This window comes from Micromonospora humi (assembly GCF_900090105.1).
GTDB lineage: Bacteria > Actinomycetota > Actinomycetes > Mycobacteriales > Micromonosporaceae > Micromonospora > Micromonospora humi.
On record NZ_FMDM01000010.1, the window covers coordinates 1 to 25,951 of the forward strand.

Annotated in this window: 26 protein-coding genes; 20 read left to right on the plus strand and 6 right to left on the minus strand. The window is 72.8% G+C overall.

What is annotated here, in order from left to right:
• Positions 1–332 (plus strand): ABC transporter permease (locus GA0070213_RS19220; RefSeq protein ID WP_139128699.1); only part of this gene is annotated, 332 nt, incomplete at its 5' end.
• Between the two features lie 30 nt (positions 333–362).
• Positions 363–722 (plus strand): MmcQ/YjbR family DNA-binding protein, encoded by a 360-nt coding sequence (locus tag GA0070213_RS19225; protein WP_091066177.1) that lies wholly within the window; start codon positions 363–365, stop codon positions 720–722.
• A 12-nt stretch (positions 723–734) separates the two neighbouring features.
• Here the strand turns inward: GA0070213_RS19225 and GA0070213_RS19230 are convergent, their stop codons facing one another.
• Entirely contained in the window at positions 735–1,754 is a 1,020-nt protein-coding gene (locus tag GA0070213_RS19230; protein WP_245716462.1) for an endonuclease/exonuclease/phosphatase family protein, read from the minus strand.
• 32 nt (positions 1,755–1,786) lie between these two features.
• On the opposite strand from GA0070213_RS19230, the gene GA0070213_RS19235 reads away from it, so the two are divergent.
• The 9 genes from GA0070213_RS19235 to GA0070213_RS19275 all read left to right on the plus strand — a co-directional run bounded on the left by GA0070213_RS19235 (position 1,787) and on the right by GA0070213_RS19275 (position 10,392).
• A complete protein-coding gene (locus GA0070213_RS19235) occupies positions 1,787–2,128 on the plus strand; it encodes a GlsB/YeaQ/YmgE family stress response membrane protein (RefSeq protein ID WP_245716463.1) in 342 nt (113 codons plus the stop codon).
• Positions 2,128–2,667, plus strand: coding sequence for a P-loop NTPase family protein (locus GA0070213_RS19240; RefSeq protein WP_091066180.1), 540 nt, complete (start codon positions 2,128–2,130; stop codon positions 2,665–2,667). Before GA0070213_RS19235 ends, GA0070213_RS19240 begins: the two co-directional genes overlap by 1 nt.
• 164 nt (positions 2,668–2,831) lie before the next feature.
• Positions 2,832–4,160, plus strand: a complete 1,329-nt coding sequence (locus GA0070213_RS19245) for an ABC transporter substrate-binding protein (RefSeq protein WP_091066184.1) — start codon at positions 2,832–2,834, stop codon at positions 4,158–4,160.
• Positions 4,157–5,116: a carbohydrate ABC transporter permease gene (locus tag GA0070213_RS19250; protein WP_245716464.1), complete on the plus strand. Its 960-nt coding sequence runs from the start codon at positions 4,157–4,159 to the stop codon at positions 5,114–5,116. The genes GA0070213_RS19245 and GA0070213_RS19250 overlap by 4 nt, the downstream gene beginning before the upstream one ends.
• Positions 5,116–5,952, plus strand: a complete 837-nt coding sequence (locus GA0070213_RS19255; protein WP_091066191.1) for a carbohydrate ABC transporter permease — start codon at positions 5,116–5,118, stop codon at positions 5,950–5,952. Before GA0070213_RS19250 ends, GA0070213_RS19255 begins: the two co-directional genes overlap by 1 nt.
• A gap of 28 nt (positions 5,953–5,980) precedes the next feature.
• A complete protein-coding gene (locus tag GA0070213_RS19260; protein WP_091066194.1) occupies positions 5,981–7,108 on the plus strand; it encodes a glycoside hydrolase family 172 protein in 1,128 nt (375 codons plus the stop codon).
• Positions 7,109–7,178: 70 nt separating this feature from the next.
• Positions 7,179–8,213 carry a LacI family DNA-binding transcriptional regulator gene (locus GA0070213_RS19265; protein WP_091066197.1) on the plus strand — a complete coding sequence of 345 codons (1,035 nt, stop codon included), beginning with the start codon at positions 7,179–7,181 and terminating at the stop codon, positions 8,211–8,213.
• A gap of 169 nt (positions 8,214–8,382) precedes the next feature.
• Positions 8,383–9,447, plus strand: a complete 1,065-nt coding sequence (locus GA0070213_RS19270; RefSeq protein WP_091066201.1) for a glycoside hydrolase family protein — start codon at positions 8,383–8,385, stop codon at positions 9,445–9,447.
• A gap of 3 nt (positions 9,448–9,450) precedes the next feature.
• Positions 9,451–10,392, plus strand: coding sequence for a carbohydrate kinase family protein (locus GA0070213_RS19275; RefSeq protein ID WP_091066204.1), 942 nt, complete (start codon positions 9,451–9,453; stop codon positions 10,390–10,392).
• Positions 10,393–10,395: 3 nt separating this feature from the next.
• Here GA0070213_RS19275 and GA0070213_RS19280 read toward each other — a convergent pair whose 3' ends face one another.
• The gene (locus GA0070213_RS19280; RefSeq protein WP_091066208.1) at positions 10,396–11,394 is read right to left on the minus strand and encodes an ankyrin repeat domain-containing protein; all 999 of its coding nucleotides are present in this window, start codon (positions 11,392–11,394) and stop codon (positions 10,396–10,398) included.
• Positions 11,395–11,705: 311 nt separating this feature from the next.
• Between GA0070213_RS19280 and GA0070213_RS19285 the strand changes: the two genes are divergently transcribed.
• On the plus strand, positions 11,706–11,924 hold the full coding sequence (locus tag GA0070213_RS19285) for a hypothetical protein (RefSeq protein WP_091066212.1): 219 nt from the start codon (positions 11,706–11,708) through the stop codon (positions 11,922–11,924).
• A gap of 4 nt (positions 11,925–11,928) precedes the next feature.
• Here GA0070213_RS19285 and GA0070213_RS19290 read toward each other — a convergent pair whose 3' ends face one another.
• Both GA0070213_RS19290 and GA0070213_RS19295 read right to left on the minus strand, forming a co-directional pair.
• Positions 11,929–12,870, minus strand: a complete 942-nt coding sequence (locus tag GA0070213_RS19290) for an acyltransferase domain-containing protein (RefSeq protein WP_091066216.1) — start codon at positions 12,868–12,870, stop codon at positions 11,929–11,931.
• A gap of 55 nt (positions 12,871–12,925) precedes the next feature.
• Positions 12,926–13,942 carry an acetylxylan esterase gene (locus GA0070213_RS19295; protein WP_091066220.1) on the minus strand — a complete coding sequence of 339 codons (1,017 nt, stop codon included), beginning with the start codon at positions 13,940–13,942 and terminating at the stop codon, positions 12,926–12,928.
• Between the two features lie 67 nt (positions 13,943–14,009).
• Between GA0070213_RS19295 and GA0070213_RS19300 the strand changes: the two genes are divergently transcribed.
• Genes GA0070213_RS19300 through GA0070213_RS19325 form a run of 6 tightly spaced genes read left to right on the plus strand, consistent with a single transcriptional unit; the run spans position 14,010 to position 21,927 of the window.
• Positions 14,010–14,993 (plus strand): ABC transporter permease, encoded by a 984-nt coding sequence (locus GA0070213_RS19300; protein WP_425412847.1) that lies wholly within the window; start codon positions 14,010–14,012, stop codon positions 14,991–14,993.
• On the plus strand, positions 14,990–15,916 hold the full coding sequence (locus GA0070213_RS19305; RefSeq protein WP_245716466.1) for a carbohydrate ABC transporter permease: 927 nt from the start codon (positions 14,990–14,992) through the stop codon (positions 15,914–15,916). The genes GA0070213_RS19300 and GA0070213_RS19305 overlap by 4 nt, the downstream gene beginning before the upstream one ends.
• A 38-nt stretch (positions 15,917–15,954) precedes the next feature.
• Positions 15,955–17,598 carry an ABC transporter substrate-binding protein gene (locus tag GA0070213_RS19310; protein WP_091066229.1) on the plus strand — a complete coding sequence of 548 codons (1,644 nt, stop codon included), beginning with the start codon at positions 15,955–15,957 and terminating at the stop codon, positions 17,596–17,598.
• A complete protein-coding gene (locus GA0070213_RS19315; protein ID WP_091066232.1) occupies positions 17,598–19,148 on the plus strand; it encodes a GH39 family glycosyl hydrolase in 1,551 nt (516 codons plus the stop codon). Before GA0070213_RS19310 ends, GA0070213_RS19315 begins: the two co-directional genes overlap by 1 nt.
• The gene (locus GA0070213_RS19320) at positions 19,145–19,834 is read left to right on the plus strand and encodes a DUF624 domain-containing protein (protein ID WP_091066235.1); all 690 of its coding nucleotides are present in this window, start codon (positions 19,145–19,147) and stop codon (positions 19,832–19,834) included. Before GA0070213_RS19315 ends, GA0070213_RS19320 begins: the two co-directional genes overlap by 4 nt.
• Positions 19,831–21,927 (plus strand): alpha-glucuronidase, encoded by a 2,097-nt coding sequence (locus GA0070213_RS19325; RefSeq protein ID WP_091066239.1) that lies wholly within the window; start codon positions 19,831–19,833, stop codon positions 21,925–21,927. Before GA0070213_RS19320 ends, GA0070213_RS19325 begins: the two co-directional genes overlap by 4 nt.
• 13 nt (positions 21,928–21,940) lie before the next feature.
• On the opposite strand, the gene manD is transcribed toward GA0070213_RS19325, so the two are convergent.
• Positions 21,941–23,149: a D-mannonate dehydratase ManD gene (manD, locus tag GA0070213_RS19330; protein WP_091066243.1), complete on the minus strand. Its 1,209-nt coding sequence runs from the start codon at positions 23,147–23,149 to the stop codon at positions 21,941–21,943.
• Between the two features lie 92 nt (positions 23,150–23,241).
• Complete coding sequence (locus GA0070213_RS31620) at positions 23,242–23,412, minus strand: hypothetical protein (protein ID WP_175441407.1); 171 nt, start codon at positions 23,410–23,412, stop codon at positions 23,242–23,244.
• A gap of 107 nt (positions 23,413–23,519) precedes the next feature.
• On the opposite strand from GA0070213_RS31620, the gene GA0070213_RS19335 reads away from it, so the two are divergent.
• Both GA0070213_RS19335 and GA0070213_RS19340 read left to right on the plus strand, forming a co-directional pair.
• Positions 23,520–23,885, plus strand: a complete 366-nt coding sequence (locus GA0070213_RS19335; protein ID WP_091066248.1) for an SCP2 sterol-binding domain-containing protein — start codon at positions 23,520–23,522, stop codon at positions 23,883–23,885.
• Positions 23,886–23,890: 5 nt separating this feature from the next.
• On the plus strand, positions 23,891–25,948 hold the full coding sequence (locus GA0070213_RS19340) for an amylo-alpha-1,6-glucosidase (RefSeq protein ID WP_091066824.1): 2,058 nt from the start codon (positions 23,891–23,893) through the stop codon (positions 25,946–25,948).
• The last annotated feature ends 3 nt before the right edge of the window (positions 25,949–25,951 follow it).

Here is a 25,951-nt window from a genome sequence, read left to right on the forward strand (position 1 = left end):
CCGACTACATCGTCGCCGCCCGCGCCCTGGGCGCCGGCACCGGCCGGATCATCCTCAAGCACCTGCTGCCCAACTGCCTGGCCCCGCTGCTGGTCTACGGCACCATCATGGTCGGCTCGTTCATCGGCGCCGAGGCCACGCTGTCGTTCCTGGGCATCGGCCTGAAGAGCCCGGTGGTCTCCTGGGGCATCATGATCAGCGAAGCCCAGAACTACATCCGGGTCTCGCCGTACCTGCTGTTCTTCCCCTCCGCGTTCCTCGTCACCGCCGTGCTGAGCTTCGTCATGCTCGGCGAGGCGGTCCGCGAGGCCCTCGACCCCAAGCTGCGCTGACGCGGCCCGGCCGTGCCGTACGGTGGATCGATGACCGACATGGTGGAGACCATCCGGCAGGTGTGCCTGGCGCTGCCCGAGGTCGATGAGCGGCTCAGCCACGGCACCCCCACCTGGTTCGTCCGGGGCAAGAAGTCGTTCGCCACCGTCTGGCCCGACGGCCACCACCAGAACGAGTTCCCGCACCTGTGGTGCGCCGCGCCGGCCGGATCGGCGGTCGAACTGGCCGCGGCGAACCCGCGCGCCTACTTCCGCCCGCCCTACGTCGGGGGCCGCGGCTGGGTCGGTGTGCGCCTCGACGCCGGGCTCGACGAGGCCGAGCTGTCCGAGGTCCTCCAGGACGCGTACCGCACGATCGCGCCGCCCACGCTCGTGGCCCGACTGCCGTAGGGCCGGGCGCGCTCAGCGCGCGATCGTCGACGAGCCGGCCGGTGCGCCGCCACCCACGGTCAGCGTGGCCAACAGCGCGGGATGGTCGGTCGAGCCGCGCATGTCCACCGCCCGGTGGCAGCAGATCGTGACGTCGCTCGTCGCCATGATCTGCTGCCGCGCGCCGTCGTCGACGCGTCGGTAGTCCGGCGGCACGCACGAGCGCACGTCCGGCACGCCGCCGGCCCGCAGGTTGAGGTCGCCGCCGAGGACGGTCGGCGCGTACCCCTCGGCCCGGCGGATCGCGGGCACCACCGCCCCGACCAGCTGCCCGCACTGGGCCAGGGCGACGGCGCCGTCGGTGTTCGCCAGGTGGGTGGTGCAGGCGTGCAGGACGGCGGCGGCGTGCAGGCAGAGCCAGACCCGCTCCTCGGGGTCGGCGGGATCCTGCGCCGGATAGGTTCCGCGGTGCACCTCGGGCCGGTCGCCGCGGGCGTCGAGACGGGCCAGCAACCCGATGCCGTACGGCTGGCCGTTGTTGCACCGGGTCGCGGACCCGCTGGGACGGTCGCCGGCGGCCTGGAAGGCGGAGACCACCCGACCGCCGGCGTGGCGGCCGGCGAGCGCGCGCTCCAGCGTGTCCACGTCGTCGCGGCAGACCTCGTTGAGGGTGACCACGTCGGGCAGCTCGGCGGCGATCACCTCGGCGGCCCGCGGCACGGCGCGGCCGGTCCAACAGCCGGCCCGGCCGCTGTTGCAGAGGTTCATCTGGAGCACCCGCAGCGTTCCCGACCCGGTGCCGCCTCCCGTGGACGAGCCGGCGGGCAGCCCGGCCACGACGAGCAGGAACACGACGGCCAGCGCCCGGCGGGCACGCCGGGCGGGGCGATGGGTCGACGGCGCGGACAGCGGGGCTCCGGCGGGGTGCGGCGGTGGGGTGCCCGTGATCCTAGCGGCGGCCGGTCCCGCCCGCGCGGCGCGTTCGCGGGCGGCGGCCGGCCGGCCGCGCTCCGGCACCGCCCGCGGGTTTCCGAAGGTGTGCGGAATGGGCATGATTGCCGACACCCGGGGAGGGAGTGACGGCAATGCTCGTAGGTGGCTATCTGGGCGCGGTGCTCATCGGCGCCCTCATCGGCCTGCTCGGCCGGCTGGTGCTGCCCGGCCGGCAGCGGATCGGCATCTTCGCGACGTTCCTCATCGGCGTCGGCGCGGCGGTGCTCGGCACCGTGGTCGCCCGCTGGGCCGGGATCGCCGACGACGCGCCGGTGCGGCTGTGGGTGCTGCGGTGGGACTGGATCGTGCTGGCGTTGCAGGTCGGCTTCGCGGTGGTCGGTGTGGCGCTGGCGAACATGCTCACCTTCACCCGGCTCGCCGGGGGCGACGACGAGGCCCGCCGGCGGAGTACCCGCGGCAGGGCCCGGAGCTGATGGCCGCACCGGCCCGCATCCTCGTCTACGGGGTGTACGGCGCCGGGAAGTCCACCCTGGCGGCGCGGCTGGCCGAACGACTCGGGCTGCCGTGGGTCCCGGTCGACGACCTGCTGTGGCGACCCGGCTGGGTGGAGGTGCCGGTGGCCGAGCAGCGCAGCCGGATCGAGGCGGTCTGCCGCCGCGACCGGTGGATCCTCGACGGGGCCTACCACGGCTGGCGGGACGTCGTGCTGGCCCGCGCCGAGTTGGTCGTCGGGCTGGACTATCCGCGCGGGCTCTCCTTCCGGCGGCTGCTGCGGCGCACCGCCGGCCGGCTGGCCAGCGGCGAGGTGATCTGCAACGGCAACCGGGAGTCGCTGCGCAGCGTACTGTCCCGCGACTCGATCCTGGTGTGGCACGTCTCCGCGTTCGGCCGGGCCCGTCGGCGGATGCGCACCTGGCAGGCCGACCCGGGCGGACCGCCGGTGCTGCTGTTCCGCACGCCGGCGGAGCTGGACCGGTGGTTGGCCGACCTGCCGTCGTCGCTGCCCCACTGACCGTCGCGATCCGATGACGGATCTGGCACTTGACCGTCACCCCGGGCACTCCTACGCTCTGCCAAAAGCTTTTGCCAAAAGGTTTTGGCATCCGCCACACTCCCACCACCACGCGCCCGGGCGCGCGCCCCCACGCGCCCGGCGAACCCTCGAACGGAGCGGACATGGCCCTTCCCGACCCCCACCCCACAGCCGGCGGCTGGCGCCGTCGCGGATTTCTCGGCCTGACCGCCGGCGCCGGCGCGGCCGCCCTGCTCGGCACGGCCGCCTGCGGAGCCGGCGGCGCCGGCGGCGGCGGCGCGGACGACGACAGGACGCTCACCCTCGCCTGCGAGGGCGGCGGCAAGACCGAGCTGCAACCCGTCGTGGACAAGTTCAAGCAGGCCACCGGCGTCACCGTCACCCTGGTCGAACTCCCCTACGAGGGCTTGTTCAACCGGCTCAGCAGCGAGCTGTCCGGCGGCCGGCCGTCGTTCGACGTCTGCGCCGTCGACGCGGTCTGGATCCCGCTGCTCGCCGGCAAGCTCGCCCCGCTCGACGATCTCTTCACCGACGCGGTCAAGGGCGACCTGTTCCCCGCGCTGGTCCAGGAGGCCCAGGCGGACGGGCACTTCATCGGCATGCCGGTGTGGACCAACAGCGAGATCCTGTTCTACCGCAAGGACCTCTTCGACGACCCGAAGGAGAAGGCGGCCTTCCAGCGCACGTACGGCTACCCGCTCGCCCCGCCCACCACCTGGCAGCAGTTCACCGACATCGCCGTCTTCTTCACCCGGCCGGAGCAGAAGCTGTACGGCACCGACGTCAAGGGCGCGGTGGAGACGGAGTGGCTCGCCCACGTCCTGCAGGCGGGTTCGCCGGGCGTGGTGCTCGACGACGACGGCGGCGTCATCGTCGACAACGCGCAGCACCTCGCCGCGCTGACGTTCTACGCCGACCTCGCCAACAAGCACAAGGTCGCCCCCGCCGGGGCGGCACAGACCGACTGGAACGCCGCGCAGAACCTGTTCAACCAGGGTCAGACCGCGATGACCCGGTTCTGGGCACACGCGTACCGGCAGATCCCGGCCGACGCGAAGGTCGCCGGCAAGGTCGGCGCCGCGCCGATGGTCGGCGGCACCGCCGGCGTCGCCGGCATCCCCGGCCCGTGGTACCTGTCCGCGCCGAAGGGCGGCGCCAAGGCCGACCTCGCCAAGCAGTTCATCAAGGCCGCGTACGACGACAACGCACTGAGCGTGGAGACCACGCTGGGTCTGGCCGCCCGCAAGTCCGCCTACCAGCAGTACGCCGCCAAGCCCGGTTACGAGTCGTTCGGCCCGCTGCTGGCCACGTTGAACGCCGGCGCCACCCGACCCCGGCCGGCCAGCCCGCACTGGCAGCGGATCGTGGACGGCGTCCTGGTCCCCACCATCCAGAAGGCGCTGACGCCGGGCGCGGACTACGCCGCGCTGCTCAAGGCCGCGCGTACCCAGATCGAGGGCATCGTCAAGTGAGCCGGACAGCGCAGGCGGCACCGCCGCGGACCGTGCCGGACGCGCCGAGGGAGATCCGGCGGCGCACCCGCCGAGGGCTCTCCGACGCCCGGTACGCGGCCCTGCTGGCCGCGCCGGCCGCGGTGGTGCTGCTCGCGCTGGTCGGCTGGCCACTGGTCAAGCTCGCCGTGAACAGCCTCTACACCGGGTCCGGGCTCGGCGACGGGCGGCGCTTCGCCGGGCTGGACAACTACCTGACCGCGTTGACCGACGCGGGCATCCGGGCGGCGGCCGGCCGCACGCTCGCGTACACGGTCATCGTGGTCACCGCCGAACTGGTGCTCGGCCTGGCGGTGGCGTTGCTGTTCCACCGGCTCGGGCCACGCTCGCGGATCCTCCAGACGATCTTCCTCTACCCGCTCATGATCGCGCCGGTGGTCGCCGGCCTGCTCTGGCGGTTCCTGATGATCGACAACGTCGGCATCGTCAACGAGCTGCTCACCCGGGTCGGCGTCCTGGACAGCCCGGGTGACGTCTCCTGGCTCAGCGACCCGGACCTGGTGCTCTTCTCGGTCGCGCTGCCCGACGTCTGGCTCACCACCTCGTTCATGACGCTGGTGCTCTACGCCGGCCTCCAGGCCATCCCCCCGGACCTGTACGAGGCGGCCCGGCTCGACGGCGCCCGTGGCCTGCGGATGCTGGTCAGCGTGACGCTGCCGCTGCTGCGGCCGGTGATCGCGGTGGCGCTGATCATTCGCGGCGTCGACGCCGCGCGGGCCTTCGACGTGATCCTGATCCAGACCGACGGTGGCCCGCAGTCCGCCTCCGAGACGTTGAGCCTGACCATCTACAAGACCATGGTCAGCTACAACGACCCGGGCACGGCGGCCGCCACCAGCACCCTGTTCATGATCGTCATGATGCTGGTCGCGATGGTCGGGGTGCTGACCATCTGGCGGCCCGGACGGGAGTCCTGATGACCCACGCGCGGCTCGCCCGCCTCCGTACCGGACTGCTCTGGGCCGTCGCCGTCGCGGTCGTCGCGGTCTACGCCTTCCCCTTCGTCTACCTGGTGCTGACCTCGTTCAAGCCGGCCACCGACGCGGTCGCGGTGCCGCCGACGGTGCTGCCGCAGCGGTTCAGCCTGGACAACTACCTCACCGCGCTGAACCGACCCGGGGTGACCGCCTCGTTCGTCAACAGCGTCAGCACGGCGGTCATCGCCACCGTGCTGTCGATGGCCCTGGCGATCCCGGCGGCGTGGGGCATCACCCGCTACCGCAGCCGGGCCGGCCGGGTGCTGATGGCCGGCTCCCTGCTGGTCCGGATGGCGCCCGCGGTGGCGATCGGTATCCCGCTGGTCACCATCCTCGGCGCGCTGGGGCTCACCGACACGCCCACCGGCCTGGCCCTGGCCCAGACCACAGTGGCGCTGCCGCTGTCGATCTGGTTGCTGGCCAGCTTCTTCGAGGGGGTGCCCCGGGAGATCGAGGAGGCCGCGCTCGTCGACGGCTGCGGCCGGTTCACCGCGCTGCTGCGGGTGATCCTGCCGGTCGTCTCCGGCGGCGTCGCGGTCACCGCCATCTTCGCGTTCCTCGCCTCCTGGAACGAGTTCCTCTTCGCGCTGCTGCTCACCTCGGTACGCGCGCAGACCACCCCGATCGCCATCGCCAACTTCCAGAGCCAGTTCGGCCTCGACTGGGGTCCGATGACGGCGCTGGCCACGCTCTACTCCGTACCCGCGGTCGTGCTGACGCTGCTGCTGCAACGGCGGATCGTCGCCGGGCTCAGCCTCGGCGCCGTCAAGGGCTGACCCACCACACCCCCTGAAAGGAAGCACCATGTCGTTCTGGCGACCCACCAGCCCGCTCGCGGGACTCACCCGGGTCAAGGCCGGCCGCTCCCGACGCGAGTCGAGCTGGGACCGCACCGGCGGCAACCGCGACTTCGCGGTCGTCGCACCCGGCGAGACGCACGTGCTGGCCGACATCACCGGCACCGGCGTCATCGGCCACATCTGGCTGACCACCCGCTGCTACTCGGAGAAGTACCTGCGCAAGCTGGTCATCGAGATGTACTGGGACGGTGAGGAGAACCCGAGTGTCCGCAGCCCGCTCGGCGACTTCTTCGGCGTCGGGCACGCCACCTGCACCCACTACGTGTCGCTGCCGCTGAGCATGGTGTTCGGCCCGCGCCGTGGCCCCAAGGGCCCGTTCGCCGCCGCGATGAACTCCTACTTCCCGATGCCGTTCGGCAGCTCCGCGAAGATCGTCATCCGCAACGAGTCGGACAAGCCGATCGAGAACCTGTTCTACTACGTCGACTACGACCTGACCGACGAGGCCAAGCCGGACGACGTGGCCTACTTCCACGCCCACTACCGCCAGGAGAAGCCCTGCGTGCCGGTGCCGAACGGGCTCGCCCCCGGCGAGGTGCCGGCGCCCTGGGACCTGCCCGGGGTCAACCTCACCGGCGAGGACAACTACGTCATCCTGGACGCCGAGGGGGGCGCCGGGCACTACGTCGGCTGCGTGCTCAGCATCGACAACCACAACGCCTCCAACCAGCCGTACACCTGGCCGGGCGAGGGCGACGACATGATCTTCATCGACGGTGAGCAGTGGCCGCCGTCGTTGCACGGCACCGGCACCGAGGACTACTTCAACGCGGCGTGGGGCTTCCCCAGCGGCGCGTACGCCGGCCCGTACCACGGCATCAGCCTGGCCAGCAGCCCGCAGGAGCACTTCGGGCTGTGGAGCATGTACCGGTTCCACATCGAGGACCCGGTCCGCTTCTCGAAGTCGATCAAGGTGACCATCGAGCACGGGCACGCCAACGACCAGGGCAACGACTTCTCCTCGGTGGCCTACTGGTATCAGCACCACCCGCACAAGCCGCTGCCGGAGCTGCCGCCGGTGGACGAGCGGCTGCCCCGCCGCTGGCCCGAGCACGGCCTGTGGGACGAGTGACCGCTCCGATACCGTTGACCGGCCGTCCACACCGGACGGGCGGCCCCCCGAGCACTGCGATGGTGAGCTGATGGGACAGAAGGCGAGCATCCGGGACGTCGCCGCGGAGGCGGGCGTCTCGGTGACCACCGTGTCCCACGTGCTGAACAACAAGTCCGGCACCCGGGTCAGCCCGGAGACCCGCGAACGCGTCGAGACGGCCGCCCGCCGGCTCGGCTACGCGGCGAACGGGCTGGCCCGGGGGCTGCGGCTGCAGCGCTCGCAGACGCTCGGGCTGCTCGGCGACGAGATCGCCACGACGCCCTACGCGGGACGGATGATCCTCGGCGCGCAGGAGACCGCCTCGGCGCGCGGCTGGCTGCTCATGCTGCTCACCACCGGGCGCGACCCGGAGGTGGAACGGCGGGAGATCCAGGCGTTGGCCCGGCACCGGGTCGACGGCGTGCTCTACGCGACCATGTACCACCGGGTCGTGCGGGTGCCCGACGAGCTGCGCCCGATGCCGGTGGTGCTGCTCGACGCCGCGGACGCCGACGGGGCGTACCCGTCGGTGGTGCCGGACGAGCGCGGCGGTGGGCAGGCGGCCGTCCGGGAGCTGCTCGCCCACGGGCACCGGCGGATCGGCTTCGTCACCAACGTCGACGACATCCCCGCCACCCACGGCCGTCTCGCGGGCTACCGGGACGCGCTGCGGGAGGCGGGGGTGCCGTTCCGGCCGGAGCTGGTGCTCGCCGAGGTCTCCGACACCCACGGCGGGCACCGGGCCGCCCGTGCGCTCCTCGACCGCCCGGACCGGCCCACCGCCCTGTTCTGCTTCAACGACCGGATGGCCATGGGCGCCTACCGGGCGGCGGGCGAGCTGGGGCTGCGCGTCCCCACCGACCTGTCGGTGGTCGGCTTCGACAACCAGGAGCTGATCGCCGAAGGGCTGCACCCCGGTCTCAGCACGGTCGCGCTGCCGCACTACGAGATGGGCGCCTGGGCGGTCACCACCATGGTGGAGCTGCTCGACCAGCCCAAGGGCGCCCGCCGACGGGCCGCCGGGCCGGTCGTCATGCCCTGCCCGCTGATCCGCCGCCAGTCGGTCGCCGCCGCTCCGCACTGACCGCGCGTCCCGCCTCTGTCCCCCGGCGGCGGCACCGACCATCCGCCGCGTGGCGGCCCGTACCGCGACCCCGCACCCGGGGGCCGCCCCCACACCCCACCCCCGGCGTCGCCACCGCGACGCGACACATCCGCCGCCACACCGGCGGCCGAAGGCAAAGGACTCCCCCGTGCTCCGACTTCCCGACGCCTGGATCTGGGACTTCTGGTTCGCCCGTGACGGCGACACCCACCACCTGTTCTTCCTGCGCGCCTCCCGGGCCCTGGGCGACCCGGACCGGCGGCACTTCCGGGCCAGCGTGGGCCACGCCGTCTCCACCGACCTGCGCCACTGGACCCAGCTCGCCGACGCGCTGGTGCCGGCGGACCGCCCGGCCTTCGACGACGTCGCCACCTGGACCGGCTCGGTGCTGCGCGGCCCGGACGGGCGCTGGCACATGTTCTACACCGGCGCCGGCAGCGCCGAGGACGCCCTGGTGCAGCGCATCGGCCTGGCGAGCTCCGAGGACCTGGTCACCTGGGAGCGGCACCCGGCGTCGCCGGTGCTCACCGCCGCCGCCGACTGGTACGAGCGGCTCGGCGACTCCACCTGGCCGGACGAGGCCTGGCGCGACCCGTGGGTGTTCGCCGACCCGGACGGCGACGGCTGGCACATGCTGGTCACCGCGCGCGCCAACTCCGGCCCGGTCGACGACCGGGGCGTCGTCGCCCACGCCCGCTCGCACGACCTGGTGCACTGGACCGCCCAGCCGCCGGTGACCGCGCCGGGAAGCGGCTTCGGCCACCTGGAGGTGCCCCAGGTGGAGGTGGTCGACGGCCGGCCGCTGCTGGTCTTCTCCTGCCTGCACGACCAGCTCGCGGAGCGCAGCCGGGACGCCCGGCCCTGCGGCGTCTGGGCGGTACCGGGCGCGTCGCCGCTGGGGCCGTTCGACGCCACGAAGGCGCAGCGCCTGACCGACGACAGCCTCTACAGCGGACGCCTGGTCCGCGACGGCGACGGGCGGTGGCAACTGCTGGCCTTCCTCAACCACGACGAGCAGGGGCGGTTCGTCGGCGAGCTGAGCGACCCGATCCCGCTGCGGGTCGACCCGGACGGCACAGTCCGGCTCGGCGACGCCGAACCGGGTACGCCCTACTCGGTGCACGGACGCCGGGTGGTCGCTCCCGCCGACGACGTCGCCACCCCCGACGTCGACGAGGGCGCCGGCTCGCCGGCCGCCGCCGTCGGAGCCTGAGCCGTGCTGACCGTGCTCGGCGAGGCCGTGGTGGACCTCGCGCCGTCCGGCGGCGGCGACCTGCTCGCCGCCCACCCCGGTGGCAGCCCGCTGAACGTCGCGGTCGGGCTGGCCCGGCTCGGCCGACCCACCGCGATGCTGGCCCGCTTCTCCCGTACCGCGTTCGGCCGCCGGCTCCGCGCCCACGCCGACGCCAACGGCGTCGACCTCAGCCACGCCGCCGCCGACGACCGGCCGGCGACGCTGGCCGTCGTGTCGCTGGGCGCCGACGGGGCGGCCGGATACGACTTCTACCTCGACGGCACCGCCGACTGGCAGTGGCGCCGGGCGGAGTTGGCGCTGCCGCCCGGCACCGAGGTGCTGCACACCGGTTCGCTGGCGGTCCTGCTGCCACCGGGCGCGGACCTCATCGCCGACCTGCTGGCCCGCACCTACGCGCGGCGGGGGGTGCTGGTCAGCCTGGACCCGAACGTCCGGCCGACGATGCTCACGGATCCGGACGCCGCCCGGAACCGGCTGCTCGACCTGACCCGCCACGCCCACCTGGTGAAGGCCAGCGACGAGGACCTGGCCTGGCTGTTCCCCGGCACGCGCGTCGAGGAGGCCGCCGCGGCGCTCGGCCGTCGGGGGGTGGAACTGGTCGTGGTGACCCGGGGCGCCGCCGGCGCGTACGCCCGCACCCACGCCGGTCGCCACGTGACCTGCCCGGCCGAGCCGGTGACGGTGGCCGACACGGTCGGCGCCGGCGACGCGTTCACCGCCGGCCTGCTCGACGCGCTGATCGAGATCGGCGCCGCCGCCCCGGGCACAGTGGGAGAGCTGGACGAGGACCGACTCGCCGCGGCGCTCCGGCACGCCAGCCGGATCGCGGCGATCACCTGCGCCCGGCCGGGCGCCGATCCGCCGCGCCGCGCCGACCTTGCCCTCTCAACGCCGCCACGCTAGGCCTCACCGCTGCCGGTGGTCGCGGTCGGGCAGGAGCACCCAGGTGTCGGGCGGTCCGGTGACCGGGCGGGCGTCGGCCGGCCGCAGGCCGACGAAGGCGCAGGCGTAGGCGGCCGGGTTGCCCCGGTAGAGGTGGGCGAGCAGGATCTCGCCGCCCGGGGCGTCCGCCCAGGGGTCGCCACCGGGGTGCAGGTCCCCGCTGACGGCCCGCCCGTCGACGTAGACGCTGCCCTGGTTGCCGCTCTTCGGGTTCGCGTACACCCCGTAGGCGACCGTCCCGGCGGAGAGCGCCCGGCCGACCACCGGGGTCTGCGGCTGGTAACCCCACGGTTGGGTGAGCACGCACCCACCCGGCACGTCGGTGACGCCGACGAGCAGCGGGTCCCGGATGTCCTCCAGCCAGCGCCAGGCGTCCTCGTCGTCCTCGTCGGACTCCTCGTCCACCTCCACGTCGTAGTAGGCCAACAGGTTCTCCTCCGTCACCGCGGCGCCGTCCAGACGCCGGACCGCCTCGACGGCGTCCACCCGGGCGACGCAGAGCAGCCCGGTGCCGTCGAGGTCCAACCCGTCCACCGCGGCCCGCAACGCCGGCGCGGCCGCCGCGACCGCCGCCTCGTCCGGGGTCAGCCCCACCCCGGACGGTCGGTCGGGGAACAGCTCCGGCTCGGCGCCGGTCAGGCCGAGCCGCCCGGGGGACCAGCCCGCCATCATCGGCAACCACGGATCGGCGCCGGCGGCGGACAGGACGCGTGCGTTGTCGGTGCGCCCCGCGTGGACCGCCACCCACAGCGCGGAGCGGCCCTCGGCGAGGGTGTCGAGGTCGCGGGTCGCCTCGCACATCACGGCCAGTACCTCCGGCGCGGCGTACCGGGCCGCCTCGTGCAGCATCGTCCGGCCGCTCGGACCGCCCGGCGCCGCCGGGTCCGCCCCGGCGGCGAGCCACGCCCGGACCTGGCCGACGTCACCCCCGTCCCACAGCCGGACCCCGCTCCGGTCCCCCATGGCATCTCCCTCCCGTGGTGGCGCATCGTCGGATCACCGCGTGTCTACTCCCGCGGCCCGTTGTTGTCGACCGGCCGGACGCGCAGCAGCCGTCGGACCGGGTCGGCCGGGCCCGGTCCGTCACCGCGGTGCGGGTGCCGCGCGCCGGAAGTCGACGTCGATCCCGCCGACGCGTGCACCCGGGCTCGACAGGTCTCGTCGACCCGGGTGTCCAGCCTGCTCTACCACCGAAGGTCGCGCTGGCGGGATCGTCGGGCGCCGGCCGGCGACCTAGCGTCGAAGTGTCGTCGTCCGTCGCCGAGGAGGCAGCCATGACTGATCCGTACCGCATCGCCGAGGCACCGCCCGCCGAGCCGAGGAAGCCGGGCGCCCTGCTGCGCCCGCTGCTGTGGCTGGTGCTCTTCGCCAGCGCGGCGGCCAACGCGGTGCTGTCGACGGAGGTGGACAACCCGTGGGTGAGTTCGGCGTTCGGCCTGGTGGCACTGGCCTGCGCGGCGGCGCTGATCGTGCACCACCGCCGCCACCGGTGACCGATCAGATCGGGAAGCGACCGACGCGCCAGCGCCAGTGACGGCCGGCCGCCCAGTGGTCGAGGACCGCGCGCCGGAGCGCGGTGTCGCGGGGCAGCCGGTCCGGCGGGGTGCTCAGGGTGCGGAACACGAACCGCAGCACCTCGACGTCGGCGTCGATGCCGTCCGGCTCCTGGTAGGGCTCCAGCGTGAACCGGCGCTGGAACCGGATGATGTTGGAGCCCGCCGGCAGGTATTCCCGTAGTTGCGGGTCGAGCAGCCAGGAGCCGCAGGAGAACTCGGTGTGCCGCTCGTCGGGGAAGTGGCGCGGGAAGAACGCGCGCGCCGCGTCGAGCGAGGCGTCGACCGCCGCCGGGGTCATCGGCCCCGATTCGGGGATGTGCAGGCCGATGGTGTCGCCGCGCTGGTGCTGCAGCCGGCCCAGCTCGTAGACGCCGCCGCGGGCGTGCAGCGTCAACCAGCTCTGCATGACCGGCCACCCCTCGCCCCGCATGCGCCGGTCGACCGCGAGGTTGCGGCCCAGGTCGGCGAGGGTCGTCCAGGACACGTCGTCGGCGATGCCGTGGTCGCGGTGGTAGCCCCGCACGACGTCGACCAGGGCGAGGTAGGCGTAGACGTAGAGGTGCCGCCAGGCGGGGCCGCGCTCGCGGGGCAGCGCCGGACCGGGCGGCAGCCAGCCGTGGCCGCCGAGGTCGGCGCGGACCAGCGCGACCGAGCGGTCGAGCAGCCAGCGCAGCTCCGGGGTCCACCGCGGGGAGTCGGGGCCGGGCCAGCCCGCCATGATCTCGGCGGCGTCGTCCGGCCGGACCGCGAGGCGGTCGAGGATCGCGGGCGCGTCGGCCCGGTCGGGCAGCGGCGCCGACGGCCGGTCGCCGGCGAGCCGGTGCACGCGCTCGACCTCCTCGACGGGCACCCCGAGCCGGGCGGCGGTGTCGGCCAGATCCACGCGGAGGACCCTACCGACACCGGCGGCCCTCGCGCAGCCCGCCGCCGGCCCGTCGTCAGCCCGTGGACCGGAGCACCGCGTCGAGCCAGCGCAACTGCCGCCGGACGTGCACGGCCTCCCCGCCCTCGTGGCCGTTGAACGGGTAGGTGTGCATCTCCCGCGCCGGCCCGTCCGACCCGGCGGCGGCGCCGTACTGGTTGTAGGCGGCGAAGCCGGTGCTCGGCGGGCAGACGTCGTCCCGCAGGCCGATCCCGAAGTGCGCCGGCGCGGTGGCCCGGCGGGCGAAGGTGACCCCGTCGACGTAGGACAGGGTGCGCCGGACCGCCTCCTCCGCCTCGCGGTGCACCGCCAGGTAGCGGGCGATCTCGCCGTACGGGGAGGCCTCGGTGAGTTCGATGCCGCGCTGGACGTCGCACAGGAACGGTGCGGTGACCAGCAGCGCGGCCAGGCGGTCGACGAGACCGGCGACCGCGAGCGCGAGTCCACCACCCTGACTGTTGCCCACCGCGACGACGCGCGTCGCGTCCACCCCGGGCAGCCCGCGGACCGCGTCGACCGCGCGGACCGCGTCGGTGACCAGGCGGCGGTAGTGGTAGGTGTCCGGGCTCAGGATGCCGCGGGTGGCGGGGTCGGGGCCGCCGGGCGCGTCGTGCGGGTCCGGCGTGTCGCCGCGGCCGTACCGCCCGGCCTGGCCCCGGTTGTCCACCACCAGGTGGGCGTACCCGGCCACCGGCCAGGTCAGCCGCTCGCCCGGCAGGCCCCGACCGCGGCCGTAGCCCGGATACTCGACCACCGCCGGCAGCGGCGTGGGCACGTCGGCGGGTCGGGTGTACCAGGCCCGCACCGGTTCACCGTCGAAGCCGGCGAACGTCACGTCCCAGACGTCGACCAGCCGCAGGTCGGTCGGCTCCGGCCGGACGTCGACAAGGGCCGGTACGTGCGCGGCGGCGGTGAGCGTGGTGCGCCAGAACCGGTCGAAGTCGGCGGGTTCGGCCACGGCCGGCGCGTACCGGCGGAGCTTGTCGATAGCGAGATCTGTCGATGCCCTTGACACAGGGAGAACGATACCCATAAATTCCGAAAAGCTTACGGGGCATTACCGGAAGTTTTCGGTCGCGCGCTCCGGACAGGAGGGTGCGGTGTTGTCCGAAACCGTCCGACCGTCGTCGGACGCGCGGCCCGGCACGTCGCCGAGGGCGAAGCCGACACGTACGCCCGGACGCCGGCCCTGGCGACGGGCGCTGCGCCGGGACTGGCAGCTCTACTCGCTGGCCGTCCTGCCGCTGCTGTTCTTCCTGACGTTCCGCTACCTGCCGATGCTCGGCAACGTGATCGCGTTCCGGCGCTTCCGGCCGGGCGGCAGCCTCTTCGGCGAGTACTGGACCGGGCTCCGATACTTCCGGCTGTTCTTCACCGATCCCACGTTCTGGAGCGTGTTCACCAACACGCTCGTGCTGGGCGCGCTCACGCTGCTGTTCTGCTTCCCGCTGCCGATCGTGCTCGCGCTGCTGCTCAACGAGGTACGCAGCCGGGCCCTCAAGCGATTCGTGCAGTCGGTGTCCTACCTGCCGCACTTCCTGTCCATCGTGATCGTGGCCGCCATGGTCATGCAGCTGCTGTCGGTCGACGGCGCGGTCAACCAGTTCCTCGGCGCCGTCGGCGCCGAACCGGTCGCGTTCCTGCAGCAGGCCGGCTGGTTCCGGACGATCTACGTCTCCTCCGAGGTCTGGCAGACCGTCGGCTGGGGCACGATCCTCTACCTCGCCGCGCTCACCACCATCGACGGCGACCTCTACGAGGCGGCCCGGATCGACGGCGCGAACCGGTGGCGGCAGACCTGGCACGTGACGCTGCCCGGAATCCGACCGACCATGATGACGCTGCTGATCCTCAACATCGGCACGTTCATGGCGGTCGGCTTCGAGAAGATCCTGCTGCTCTACAACCCGCTCACCTATCCCACCGCGGACGTCATCTCGACCTACCTCTACCGGGTGGGCATCGTCTCCGGGAATCTCAGCTACGCCGCCGCGATCGGCCTGTTCGAGGCCGTGATCGGGCTGACGCTGGTGCTGTCGGCGAACGCCATCTCCCGGCGCACCGTGGGGACGAGCCTGTGGTGAGCACGGACGCCCGCGCACGGGGGCGGGCGTCCCGGCCGCGCGGCATCCGACCCACCCGGGGCTACCGGATCTTCCAGGCGGTCAACGCCGTCGTCCTGACCGGCGTCGTGGTGGTGACGGTGTACCCGTTCCTCACCATCGTGGCGCGTTCGCTCAGCGACAACGCGTACATCGTCGCGGGCGAGGTCAACCTCGTCCCGCGCGGGTTCAACCTCACCGCGTACCGGGTGGTCACGTCGGACCCGACGTTCTGGGTGAGCTACCGCAACACCGTCGTCTACACGGTGGTCGCCACGCTGATCTCCGTCGTGCTGACCACCTGCTACGCGTACGTGCTGTCGAAGCGGCACCTGCGGGGTCGGACCGCGCTGGTCGGCATCGCCGTGTTCACCATGTTCTTCACCGGCGGCCTGATCCCCAACTACGTCCTGGTCACCAGCCTCGGGCTGAAGAACACCGTGTGGGCGATCGCCCTGCCCAACGCCGTCAACGTGTTCAACCTGCTGGTCATGAAGGCGTTCTTCGAGAGCCTGCCGGTCGAGCTGGAGGAGGCCGCCGCGGTCGACGGGCTGGACACGTACGGCACGCTGCTACGGATCGTGCTGCCGCTGTCCAAGGCGATGGTCGCCACGATGGTGCTCTTCTACGCCGTCTCGTTCTGGAACTCCTGGTTTGCCGCGTTCCTCTACATGGACCGTCAGGACCTGTTGCCGGTGACCGTCTACCTGCGCAACCTCCTCGCGGGGGCGACCGACGCCACGCAGACCGGCGGCGGCCTCGGCAGCGCCGACGACATCGTGCAGTCCGCGGCCACCATCCAGTCCGTGACCATCGTCCTGACGGTCCTGCCGATCCTCGCGGTCTATCCGTTCATCCAGCGCTACTTCGTCTCCGGAATCATGCTCGGCGCCGTGAAGGGATAGCCGCGCACGCGACCCCGTCCACCACCGAAGGGAACACCATGGTCCAGCTGTCCCGACGCCAGGTGCTGTTCGCCACCGGCGCGGCCGCCGTCGTCTCCCTGGCCGGCTGCGGCGACGACACCCCCGACAAGAAGGACCTCGACCGCAACCGCGCGGGTGCGATGGAGAAGTACGGTGTCGGCGACCAGTTCACCGCCACCGAGCCGGTCACCTTCTCGATCCTCTACAACAACCACCCGAACTATCCGCTGAAGCCCGAGTGGCTGTTCTGGAGCGAGCTGGCCAAGCGCACCAACGTCAAGCTGGACCCGGTGGCGGTGCCGCTCAGCGACTACGAGCAGAAGCGCAGCGTGCTGGTCGGGTCCGGGGACGCCCCGCTGATCATCCCGAAGACCTACCACCCGCAGGAGAACCAGTACGTCTCCTCCGGCGCCGTCCTGCCGGTCAGCGACTACCTCGACCTGATGCCGCACCTCAAGGAGAAGCTGGAGCGGTGGAACCTCCGGCCGGAGATGGACACGCTGCGGCAGGAGGACGGCAAGTTCTATCTCCTGCCGGGCCTGCACGAGAAGCCCTGGCAGGAATACACGCTCGCGGTCCGCACCGACGTGCTGGAGCAGTTGAAGATTCCGTCCCCGACCACCTGGGACGAGGTGTACGCCATGCTCAAGGCGATGCGGGCGGCCCACCCGGACATCCATCCCTTCTCCGACCGGTTCGGCAAGCCCAACCCCGCCGGCAACCTGCTGAACATGCTCGCCCAGGCACACGGGTTGCCGGGGGCCGGCTGGAACTACCACGCCACCAGCTGGGACGACGGTGCGCAGAAGTACGTCTTCACCGGGGCGTCGGACAGGTACCGGCAGGTGGTGGAGTTCCTCCACAAGCTCGTCGCCGACGGGCTGCTGGATCCGGAGACCTTCACCCAGACCGACGACCAGGCCCGCCAGAAGCTCGCCAGCGGCAAGTCGTTCGTGATCAGCACGAACGCGCAGACCCTGGTCAACGACTACCGGCCGGACATCGCGAAGATCAACCCGAACGCCCGGCTGAAGAAGATCATGTTCCCGATCGGCCCGGCCGGCCCGGTCAACCCGGCCAGCCGCCTGGAGAACGGCGTGATGATCTCCAGCAAGGCGCGGGAGGGCAAGAACTTCGTCGCCATGATGCAGTTCATCGACTGGCTCTGGTATTCCGACGCCGGCCAGGAGTTCGCCAAGTGGGGCGTCGAGGGGACGACCTTCACCAGGGACGCCTCGGGCCGGCGCGCCCCCGCGCCGGACATCGACATCGTGGGGCTCAACCCCCAGGGCACCAAGCACCTCCAGAAGGACTTCGGCTTCGCCAACGGCGTCTTCGCCTACGGCGGCAAGCTCGACCTGGTGCAGTCGTTCTTCTCCCCCGAGGAACTGGAGTTCCAGAAGGAGATGAACGCCCGCAAGCCCGCGCCCTGGGTGACCCCGCCGCCCGCGCCGCTGAGCGACTCCGAGCAGGAGCAGACCACGCTCTGGTCGACGGCGCTGAAGGACCACGTCACCCAGAACACGCTGAAGTTCGCCCTCGGCCAGCGACCGCTGGGCGAGTGGGACGCCTACGTCTCGGAGCTGAAGGCCAAGAACGCGGAGGCCTACACAGACCTGGTCAACAAGGCGTACGAGCGGTACCGCAAGAACCACGGCTGATGCGGCTCATCGTTCCCGACCGGCCCACCGGCCGGTTGACCGACGCGTGGCGTACCTGCGTGGGCACCGGCCGGTTCGACCTGGCGCTGCGGCGCGACTACCAGGACTCGCTGGCGCTGGTGCAGCGGGACATCGGCTTCCGGCACATCCGCGGGCACGGGCTGCTCAGCGACGGCGTCGGAGTGCACCGTCCCTACGAGTGGCGGGGCGAACGCCGGGTGCGGCACGCCTTCACCTACGTCGACCAGGTCGTCGACGCCTACCTCGACCTGGGCGTCCGGCCGTTCGTGGAGCTGGGCTTCATGCCGTCGGCGCTCGCCTCCGGCGACCAGACGGTGTTCTGGTGGCGGGGCAACGTGACGCCACCCCGCTCCGTCACGGAGTGGGGTGACCTGGTCCGGGCCACGGTCGCCCACCTGGTCGACCGGTACGGCCTGGACGAGGTGCGCGGCTGGCCCATCGAGGTGTGGAACGAACCCAACCTCACCGACTTCTGGCGGGACGCCGACCAGGCCGCCTACCACCGCCTGTACGAGGTGTCCGCGCACGCGGTGAAGGACGTCGACGCGGCGCTGCAGGTCGGCGGGCCGGCCCTCTCCCCCGGCGCCGACGAGTGGTGGGAGCCGTTCGCCGAGTTCGTCGCCGACCGCGACGTGCCGGTCGACTTCGTCAGCCGGCACGCCTACACCTCCGGCCCGGCGCGGCACGTGCCGTTCGGCACCCGGCAGACCCTGGCCCCGGCCACGGAGTTGCTGGAGCAGTTCGCCGCGCCCCGCCGGCGCCTGGCCGGCACCGCGCTGGCCGACCGCCCGGTGCACATCACCGAGTTCAACTCCTCCTACCGGCCGGACAACCCGATCCACGACACCGCCTTCCACGCCGCCTACCTGGCGCCGGTGCTGGCCGCCGGCGGGGACCTGGTCGACTCGTTCTCGTACTGGACCTTCTGCGACGTGTTCGAGGAGCAGGGGGTGCCCACCGCACTGTTGCACGGCGGCTTCGGCCTGCTCACCCACCGGCAGGTCAAGAAACCCACCTACCACCTGTACGCGTTCATGGCGCGGCTCGGCGACGAGGTGCTGGCGCGCGGGCCGGACCACCTCGTCACCCGCCACCCCGACGGCCGGATAGCGGTGCTGGCCTGGGCCCCGGTGGACGTCACCGGCCGGGATCCGGCACCCGAGCGGCACACCGTGGCGCTGTCGGTCCCGATCGGCGGGCCCGGCACCGCCTCGGCGTTCCTGCTCCGCCGGTCGGTGAGCGAGGACGCCGGCAACGCCTGGGCGGCCTGGCGGGAGCTGGGCAGCCCGCAGTCGCCCCGGCCCCGGCAGCTCGACGCGTTGCGGGAGGCCGCCGAGCCGGCCCGCGCCCACCGGGCCCTGCCGGTCACGGATGGGCGGGCCGACGTCGACCTCACGCTGACCCGGCACGAGGTGACGGTCGTCGAGCTGACCCCGGTGGTGGACGAGACCCCGCCGTGGTGGGACGACCGGCTGCTCGACCCGCCCGTCGAGCCGCCGGCCGGACCGGCGCCCGAGGAGCGGCCGTGAGCTTCGCGGCGGGCCACCGGCGGGAGTTCGGCGACGGACCGTTGTCGCGGGCCGCCGCGTCGGTCTACACGCTGCTCGCCGTGGAGGTGTGGCTGCTGCTCGGCACGCTGCCCGGGCTGGTCGCGCTGGTGCTGCTCGACCGCGACGCCAGCAACCTGCCCCTGGTCGCGGTCGCGCTGCTCCCGGTCGGTCCGGCCGTCTCGGCCGCGCTGCACACCCTGCGCCACCAACGCCCCGACCTGACCGACCTCCGGCCGGCCGCCGCGTTCCGCCGGGCCTACCGGGCCAACCTGGTGGGCGTGCTGCGCGTCTGGGCGCCGACCCTGCTGTGGCTGACCGTCATCGCGGTGAACCTGGCCAACCTGTCCGCGGCCGGCGTGCCCGGCTGGTGGGCGGTGCCGCTGCTCCTGGTCGGGGCCGGCGTGGTCCTGGCCGGCGTCAACGCCCTGGTGATCGTCTCACTGTTCACCTTCCGCACCCGCGACGCGCTCCGGCTGGCCGTGTACTTCCTGGTCCGCCGGCCCGGCGTCACGGTCGGCAACGCCGGGCTGCTGGCCGCCGTCGCCGGCGTCACCGCGGTCTCCTCCGAGGCGGTACTCGCCCTGCTGGCCGCGCTGGTGGTGCTGGCGCTGCTGCGGATCGGCGATCCGATGATCGACACCATCCGGACGGAGTTCACCCCATGAGCGTTCCCGTCGCCGGCCGGGCGGCGCCCGGCGCCGGCGCGTCGACCTGGCACGCGGCCTGGCTGCCGCCGGCGGCGTTCCGGGCACTCGGCGCCCGGAACGTGCTGGTGCACGGCGACGGCCCGCTCGTCGACACCGTGCTGGACGAGGTGACGCAGGCCTGCGCCCGGCACGGCGGTCGGGTCTGGCACTCCCCGCCCTGGGACGTGGACGCCGACCTGGTGCTCGCGTCGCGCGCCGCCGGCCCGATCGCGAACGCGGCGGCGGAGGCGGCCCGCCTCGGCGCGACGCCGGCGGTGGACGGCACGGGCGACGGGTCGCTCGGCGACGAGGGGTTCCTGCTGGCCCGGGTGGACGGCGTGACGGTGGTGCTGGCCGACGCGCCGGCGGGCCTGCTGTACGGGCTGTTCCACGTCGTCCGGCTCGGCGCGGCGGCCTTCGACGACGACCGGCCGGCGCGGCGGCACCAGCCGGCCCTGGCCCGGCGGATCCTCGACCACTGGGACAACGTGGCCGTGCATCCGGTCTCCGGCCAGGTCGAGCGGGGCTACTCCGGCGGGTCCGTCTTCTGGCGGGACGGCGCCGCGCGGGGCGAGCCGGACCGGATCCGGGACTACGGGCGGCTGCTCGCCGCCTGCGGCGTCAACGCGGTCACGGTGAACAACGTCAACGTGCACGACACCGAGGCGCGGCTGCTGACCGACCGGCTCGACGAGGTGGCCGGGATCGCCGACGTGCTCCGCCCGTACGGCATCCGGGTGCATCTCTCGGTGACCTTCGCCGCCCCGGTGGTGCTCGGCGGCCTACCAACCGCGGACCCGCTGGACGACCGGGTGCGAGCCTGGTGGGCCGAGGCCACCCGGCGCGTCTACCGGCGGATCCCCGACTTCGGCGGCTATCTGGTGAAGGCCGACTCGGAGGGCCGGCCCGGCCCGTTCGCCTACGGGCGCGACCACGCCGACGGCGCGAACCTGCTCGCCGGGGCGCTCGCGCCGCACGACGGCGTGGTGCGCTGGCGGGCGTTCGTCTACGACCACCGACAGGACTGGCGGGACCGGTCGACCGACCGGGCCCGGGCCGCCCACGACCATTTCGCGCCGCTCGACGGGCGGTTCCGGGACAACGTGATCGTCCAGGTGAAGTTCGGGCCGGTGGACTTCCAGCCGCGGGAGCCGGTGTCGCCGGTGCTGGCCGCCATGCCGGCCACCCGGCTGGCGGTGGAGTTGCAGGTGACGCAGGAATACACCGGCCAGCAACGACACGTCTGCCACCTCGGCCCCGCCTGGAGCGAGGTGCTGCGCTTCGCGCCGTGGGGCGCGGCCGGCGACTCGATCGCCGACGTGATCACCCGCGGTGGCCTGGTCGCCGTGTCCAATGTGGGTGACGACCCGTTCTGGACCGGGCACCCGCTGGCCCAGGCCAACCTGTACGCCTTCGGCCGCCTCGCCTGGGACCCGCGGCTGGACCCGGGCGCGATCCTCGACGAGTGGATCGGGCTGACCTGGTTGCCGGTCACCATGGGCGATCCGGAGCTGGTGCGGCGCACGCTGCACGCGATCATGGACGACTCGTGGCGCACCTACGAGCGGTACACCGCGCCGCTGGGCGTCGGCTTCATGGTGCGTCCCGGGCACCACTACGGACCGGACGTGGACGGGTACGAGTACACCCCGTGGGGCACCTACCACTTCGCCGACCGCGACGGCGTCGGGGTGGACCGCACCCGGGCGACCGGGACCGGTTTCACCGGTCAGTACCCGCAGCCGTGGTCGGAGGTGTACGAGTCGCTCCGGCGCTGCCCCGACGACCTGCTGCTCTTCTTCCACCACGTGCCCTACGGCCACGTGCTGCACAGTGGCCGCACGGTCATCCAGCACATCTACGACACGCACTTCGCCGGCGTCGAGGAGGTGGCGGCGATGCGGGAGCGCTGGCGTCTGCTCGCCGGGGCGTTCGAACCGGCCGCTCACCAGCGGGTGGCCGAGCGCCTCGACGAGCAGCTCCGCTGCGCCGTCGAGTGGCGGGACCAGGTCAACACCTACTTCTTCCGCAAGTCCGGGGTGCCGGACGCGCACGGCCGCCGTATCCACTGACCGGCGGACGCGCTCACCAGGGGTGCACGGTGCCGTCGGTGAGCCGGTTCACCGGCAGGTAGGCCGGCGCGTACGGGTAGCGGGCCGCGGCCTCCTCGTCGATGTCCACGCCGAGCCCGGGCGTCTCGGCGGGATGCAGGTAGCCGCCGTCGTAGTGGTAGCCGTGCGGGAAGACCTCGTCGGTCAGCGTGGTGTGCCGCATGTATTCCTGCAGGCCGAAGTTGGGGATGGCGAGGTCGAGGTGGAGCGCCGCGGCCATGCAGACCGGGGAGAGGTCGGTGGCGCCGTGCGAGCCGCTGCGGACGTGGTGCAGCGCGGCGAGGTCGAAGATCCGCCGCAGGTGGGTGAGCCCGCCGGCATGGACCACCGTCGTCCGGACGTAGTCGATGAGCTGTTCCCGGATGAGCGGGGCGGCGTCGAAGATGCTGCTGAAGACCTCACCCACGGCGACCGGGGTGGTGGTGTGCTGGCGGATGAGCCGGAACCCCTCGGGCAGGTCCGCCGGGACCGGGTCCTCCATCCAGGTCAACGCGTACGGCTCCAGGCTCCTGCCGAGCCGTGCCGCCTCGATCGGGGTGAGCCGGTGGTGCACGTCGTGCAGCAGTCGCAGGGTGGGGCCGAACTCGTCACGGACCCGGGCGAACACGCTCGGCACGTGGGCCAGGTAGGCCTCGGTGGACCAGGTCGTCTCGGTGGGCAGCGCGGCGTCGGCGGGCTCGTAGAACATCTTGTCGGCGCTGACGCCGTAGGTCCTGGGCAGGCCGGGCACGCCGCACTGCACGCGCACCGCGCGGTAGCCCAGGTCGACGAAGCGGGCGACCTCGGTCAGCACCTCGTCGACGGTCTCGCCGTTGGCGTGGCCGTAGACGGTCACGCCGTCGCGGGACCGGCCACCGAGAAGCTGGTAGACCGGCAGCCCGGCGACCTTGCCCTTGATGTCCCACAGCGCGGTGTCCACGGCGGCGATCGCACTCATGGTGACCGGCCCGCGCCGCCAGTAGGAACCCTGGTAGAGGTATTGCCAGGTGTCCTCGATCCGGGCCGGGTCGCGCCCGATCAGCAGCGGCACGACGTGGTCGCGCAGGTAGGACGCGACGGCGAGTTCCCGGCCGTTGAGGGTGGCGTCGCCGACGCCGGTGACGCCAGCATCGGTGACGACCTTCAGGGTCACGAAGTTGCGGCCGGGACAGGTCACGATCACCCGGGCGTCGACGATCCGCATCCGATCTCCCCTGCCGCTCGGCACGGTGTCCATTAGATCAGACTCATTCGTCCTTGCCGATGCCTTGAGGCCGGGAACCGCTGAGCGGCGGATCAGGCCGGCTCGGGCACACCGCCGGGCTCGCCGTCGTCGGGCATCGGCTCGACCGGCGCCTCCGGCAGCTGGTCCGGCGTGTCGGGCAGGAGTTCGCCGGGGTCGTCCGGCACGTCCTCGCGCGGGTCGAGCGGCGGGTACACGTCGGGATCGAGATCGGGGTTCGTCATCGACCCATTATCCGACGGCGCCGCCGTCGTCGCCCGGCGAGCAGGTTAGCGGGCCGGCGCAGGGGGTACGCGCCGAGCGCTCCGGCAGCGGCTTTCATGGAGGCCAGATGACCTCGACCGACGCCTTCTTCGACCGGTTGTCGGCGGTGGGCTACGACGCCCGTCTCGGCAAGGTCAGCGGCAGCGTCCGGATCGACATCCGCGTCGACGGCGGCCTACGGCACTGGCGGCTCGAGATCGACCGGGGGCACCTGCGCGTCACCCGCGACGGCGGCCCCGCCTCGGCGGTCATCACCACCTCCGAGCGGACCGCCGAGGCGATGGCGTCGGGCGGGATGAACGGGCTGGCCGCGATCAACCGGGGCGAGATCCTGGTCGACGGGGACCTCGGCCTGGCCCTCCGGATCGGGCGGCTCTTCCCGGAGCCGGACGCGGGCGACCGACCTGACGGGCCCGACGGCGGCACGCCATGAAGGACGTGCCGGGCACGGTGTCGTGCATCGACGGCAGCACGTTCATCGTGTCGGACAGCAGCGGCGACATCGAGTCCTCGCCGGCTGCCCCGGTCGGACTGTTCGCCGCCGACACCCGATACCTGTCACGCTGGGTGCTCACCATCGACGGGGAGCGGATGACGGCCCTGTCGGTGGACGACAGCCACTACTTCGAGGCGGCGTTCTTTCTGGTCCCCGGCGGTCAGATGGACTATGTGCAGGCGGACGTGTCCGCCATCCGTCGACGGCGCGTGGACGCCGACCTGACCGAGTCGATCACCGTCTTCAACTACGGCGACCAACCGCGCGAGGTGGACGTCCGGCTGGAGGTGGCCGCCGACTTCGCCGACATCTTCGAGATAAAGTTCGCCGTCGGCACCAAGGCCGGCGAGGCGTACACCGAGGTCAGGCCGGACGGGCTACGGCTGGGCTACCGGCGGGGCACCTTCCACCGTGCGGTCGCCCTCACCGCCGACCGGCCGGCTACCTTCACCCCCGACGACATCCGCTTCGCCGTCCGGCTGGCGCCGGGCGCGGACTGGTCGGTCGAGCTGCGGGCGGAGATGCGCGCGTGGCGGCCCGACGGCGTCGACCTGCGAGCCGGGCCCCGCGCACTGCGGTCGGACGCGTCCGTCCTGCCCGAGAGCGTTCGGGCCTGGGTGGCCGCGGCACCGACCCTGGACACCGACAGCACCACCCTGCGTCAGGTGTACCAGCGCAGCCTGGTCGACCTGGCGGCGCTCCGCTTCGCGCCGCTCTCACTCGGCGGCGCCACCGTGCCGGCGGCCGGCCTGCCCTGGTTCATGACGCTGTTCGGCCGCGACAGTCTGCTCACCTGCCTCCAGACCCTCCCGTTCACGCCGTCGCTGACCCCGCCGACGTTGCGCATCCTCGCCTCGCTGCAGGGCGCGCGGACCGACGACGTGCTGGAGGAGGACCCGGGGCGGATCCTGCACGAGCTGCGCTACGGCGAGTCCGCGGCGTTCGAGGAACAACCCCACTCGCCGTACTACGGCACGGCCGACGCCACGCCGCTGTTCGTGGTGCTGCTCGACGAGTACGAGCGGTGGAGCGGTGACACCGCGCTGGTGCGGGAACTCGAGCAGGAGGCGCGCGCGGCGTTGGCCTGGATGGACCGGCACGCCGATCTCACCGGCGCCGGTTACGTCTCGTACCAGCGACGCAACCTCGACACCGGCCTGGAGAACCAGTGCTGGAAGGACTCCTGGGACAGCATCTCCTACGCCGACGGCCGGTTGCCGGGCTTCCCCCGCTCGACCTGCGAGACCCAGGGGTACGCGTACGACGCCAAGGTCCGCGCGGCCCGGCTGGCGCGCGTGGTCTGGCACGACGTCGCCTTCGCCGAACGGCTGGAACGGGAGGCGGCGGAGCTGTTCGAGCGCTTCAACCGCGACTTCTGGCTGGCGGACCGCGGCTGGTACGCGGTCGCGCTCGACCACGACGGCACGCCCGTGGACAGCCTCACCTCGAACATCGGGCACCTGTTGTGGAGCGGGATCGTGCCGCCGGAGCGGGCCGCCCGGGTGGCCGAGCACCTGATGAGCCCGGCGCTGTTCTCCGGCTGGGGCGTACGCACGCTGGCCGAGGGGCAGAGCCGCTACAACCCGTTGGGCTACCACACCGGGACGGTGTGGCCGTTCGACAACTCGTTCATCGCCTGGGGGCTGCGGCGCTACGGCCTGACCGACCAGGCCGGCCGGATCGCCGAGGGCATCATCTCCGCCGCCGCCTACTTCGAGGGACGCCTGCCGGAGGCGTTCGGCGGCTTCGATCGCCGGACCACCCGCTACCCGGTCCGCTACCCGACCGCCGGCAGCCCGCAGGCCTGGTCCAGCGGCGCGCCGCTGCTGCTCCTGCGCACGCTGCTCGGCCTCGACCCGCACGAGGACCATCTCGCCGCGATCCCGGCGCTGCCGGCGATGTTCGAGCACATCGCGCTGCTGGACGTGCCTGGCCGCTGGGGCCGCCTGGACGCCTTCGCCCGGCACCGACCGGACAATCCGCCGGCCACAACATATTGACAA